Here is a 3,159-nt window from a genome sequence, read left to right as displayed (position 1 = left end):
CGCTGCGCGACCTTTACGGTAACGCCGCTCCCATCGGTGGGAGCGGCTTCAGCCGCGACGGGCCCGGCCATTGACCCGCCGCGCCCCGGGCCTTAACCTCCCGCCACCAGGGCCGTTGCGAGCGTCGGCGCTGCCGGCCCAAGGAGCTTCGAGGCGATCCCATGCGCGTGTTCATCTCCTGTGTATCCACTGAATTCCGCACAGTGCGTGAGGAATTGCGCCAGCGCTTGACCACGCATCGCGACGAGGTCAAGGTGCAGGAGGACTTCGGCCTCGGCGGCGGCCTGCTGATCGAGAAACTCGACCGCTACATCCGCCACTGCGACGCGATGATCCACCTGAGCGGCGACGGCCTGGGCTCGCTCGCCAAGCCCGCCGAGGTCGCCTGGGTGCTGAAGACCTATCCCGACCTGCCGCAACGCCTCCCGATGCTCGCGCCCCTGCTCGCCCCGGGGCACTGCCCCTTCTCCTATACCCAATGGGAGTGCTATCTCGCCCTCTACCACGGGATCACCTGCCAGATCTGTTTCGCCGAGGCGGGCAGCCGACGCGAAGCGCACTGGCAGGCGACGGACGCCGACCGCGCCGCCCAGCGCGCCCATGAGCAACGGCTGAAGTCGCGCGGGCATGACCGACTGCAGGGGGCCTTCATCACGGCCGACCGGATCGCGCTCGAGTTCCTGCAGGAACTGCGGGCCGCCCGGGGCGACCAAGAGGCCCCGCCGCCGGTCCCCAACCAGGTCTATCGCTGGCCCGAGGTCCCAAGCCTGCTGCCCCACAACCTGGCCGACCGCGAGGACGAGGTGCGGCTCTTTGCGGACCTGGTGAGCGGTCGCTGCGAGGTCCGGGCGCTCCTGCTCTACGGCCCCTCCAACCAAGGTAAGAGCAAGCTCATGGCTCGTTTCGAGCAACTTGCCCGCGGGCTGACCGGTCTGGCCGTCGGCTTCGGTGAGTTCAAGTCCGGCAACCCGCTCACCGATGTCTTGGACCGCGTTCGTCGTGACCTGCGCGGACAGTGTTTCGAGCGCTACGATCGGGAAGCCAAGGGTGCCAACCGCCTGGAGGCGCTGCGCGCCGCATTCCTCGACGATCTCCAGGATTGTCCGGAGCCGGTGCTCCTGCTGCTGGACACCTATCAGGAAGCGAGCGCCGATACGCAGCGCTGGGTCCATGACCACCTGCTCGACCGCTGCGGTCAGCACCCGGGCTGCGGCTGGTCATCGCCGGCCAGCAGGTGCCCTGCCCCACCGGCGTCCGTGAGAACTGGTGTCTGTGCAAGGAACTGCCGCCCGTCAGGGAGCGGGACCATTGGAAGGACTTCATCCAGCGCGTCCTGCGCAGACAATGCCCGCCCGATGACAAACTCGACTGGCTGCTGGAGATCACCGGCGGCAACCCGGGGCTTATGAGACCCGTGCTCGACAGACTTCCCGCGGCCGCCTGACCATGGATCTGAACGCCCAACTGGAACTGCTCCAGGCCGCCGCCGGCGACCCCAAGCGCCTGGCGCTCGCCGTGCTCGAACTCGGTCCCGCCGCCGCGGGCACGGATCTGCGTCGGGCCTTGACCTGTGCGGCGGTACCGCGCTGGTTCGATGCCCGTATCCTGGCGGCGGTGCTGGACCCGGACCTGGCCGGCGCGGCCGAGACCTGGCTCGAGCGGCTCAAGGGCCTGAGCTGCGTCGAGGGCTTCCCGGCGCGCGCCGCCTGGAACGTCCATGAGCAGACACGGCTGGCGCTGCGCGAGGCGTTGCACGGCGAGGACCCGGCACGGATGGCCGCACTCGCCGCTCGCGCCCAGGGCGCCTTTCCGGGTGAGACTATGCATGAACGGATCGAGCGGGCCTACCACCTGGTCCTTGCCGATCCGGCCGGGGCCTATCCGACGCTGCGGGTCTTGGACTGGGATGTCCGGGCAACGCCTGCGGACGGTACCGCACTGGCCCAAGCCATGGCCGAATACCCCGCCCATCCCGGTTGGCCGGACCTGACTCGCGGCTGGGCGCTGCTGTTGCGCGCGTCGAGACTTTCGCCTTATCGGCCGCTCGGCGAGACCATCGACGATGCCCGCGGGGCCCTGGGGCCCTTTGAGTCGACGGGCCTGCACAGCGCGGGCGCCTGGGCACTGGCCACGCTAGGCTGGGCCCTGGGGTACCGCCGCCAGCCGGGGGACCTGGACGAGGCCCTGGGCGCCCTGGAGCGCGCGGTGTCGTTGTCCGAGGGGCTCGCCGCCCAGGTCACGGACGCGGCACTGGCCGACTGCGACCTGTCCGAGGCGCTGTTCTTGCTGGGCATGGTGCGCGCCGAGCAGAGCTCGCCCGCCGCTTCGGCCCAGGCCCTGGCGGACCATGGGCGCGGCATCGCCATCGCCGAGGGCCTGCTCGACTGCGACCCGGGGGCGCCGAGGCCCGTCTCGACCCTCGCCCGGCACCTGGAATTGCGCGGCTGGCTGAGGGCCGGGCGCGGTGAGCGGGGGCTGGCCGAGGTCGACTATCGGCGTGCCATCGGGCTGCGGGAGGGGCTGCTCGCCGCCAACCGGGCATCGGCGCCCGCGGCGCGGGATCTGTTGACGGTTAGAGGCAGACTCGGCCACCTGCTCGCCCAGGGCGGTGCCGAGGACTGCGCCACGGCCCTAGCCCTGGCCGAGGATGGCCTCGCGGGCGTCGAATGTCTCTTGGCGGCCAATCCCGAGTCCGGGGAGACGCGGCGGGACCTGTTGGTGAGCCTGGGGCTGCTGGGGGATCGACTGAGCGCGCGCGGCGGGCCTGGCGACCTCGAGCGCGCCTGCGGCTGCTACGAGCGGCGCCTTGAGATCGCCGAGCGCCTCTACGAGGCCGATCCCGAGTCCCCCCTAGCGCAGCGGGATCGCTCGATTGGGTACGAGCAGATGGCCCGGCTCGCCGAGCAACGCGGCGATCCCAGCGCCCGGCACTGGTGGCGCAAGACCCTTGTCGCTATCGAGGCCATGCAGCGGGCCGGGACCCTCGACCCCGCGGACGCCCGGTTCGTCGAGCACTTTCGCCGCCGGCTCGGGCGCTGACCCGGACCCGCTGGCAGCACAGCCTGGACTTGACCCGTCGCGGCTAAAGCCGCTCCCACAGCGCGGCTGAAGCCGCTTGTGGCAGCGCGGCTGAGGCCGCGCAATGGCATCGCGCGGCTG

The 3,159-nt window shown here is 71.0% G+C and carries 2 protein-coding genes; both read left to right on the top strand.

Annotation, left to right across the window (positions count from 1 at the left end):
* Positions 1-161: 161 nt before the first annotated feature.
* Positions 162-1,409, top strand: coding sequence for an ATP-binding protein (locus QZY48_RS27740; RefSeq protein ID WP_295436861.1), 1,248 nt, complete (start codon positions 162-164; stop codon positions 1,407-1,409).
* A gap of 37 nt (positions 1,410-1,446) precedes the next feature.
* Positions 1,447-3,039 (top strand): hypothetical protein, encoded by a 1,593-nt coding sequence (locus tag QZY48_RS27735; RefSeq protein ID WP_295436859.1) that lies wholly within the window; start codon positions 1,447-1,449, stop codon positions 3,037-3,039.
* Positions 3,040-3,159: the final 120 nt, after the last annotated feature.

The organism is uncultured Thiodictyon sp., assembly GCF_903828115.1.
Classification (GTDB): Bacteria; Pseudomonadota; Gammaproteobacteria; order Chromatiales; family Chromatiaceae; genus Thiodictyon.
The sequence above is the reverse complement of the archived record's forward strand: the minus strand, read 5'-3'. Positions and strand labels throughout refer to the sequence as shown.

Coding starts and splice junctions, on each gene's coding strand:
- QZY48_RS27740 (WP_295436861.1), top strand. CDS start 162: ATGCGCGTGTTCATCTCCTGTGTATCCACTGAATTCCGCACAGTGCGT.
- QZY48_RS27735 (WP_295436859.1), top strand. CDS start 1,447: ATGGATCTGAACGCCCAACTGGAACTGCTCCAGGCCGCCGCCGGCGAC.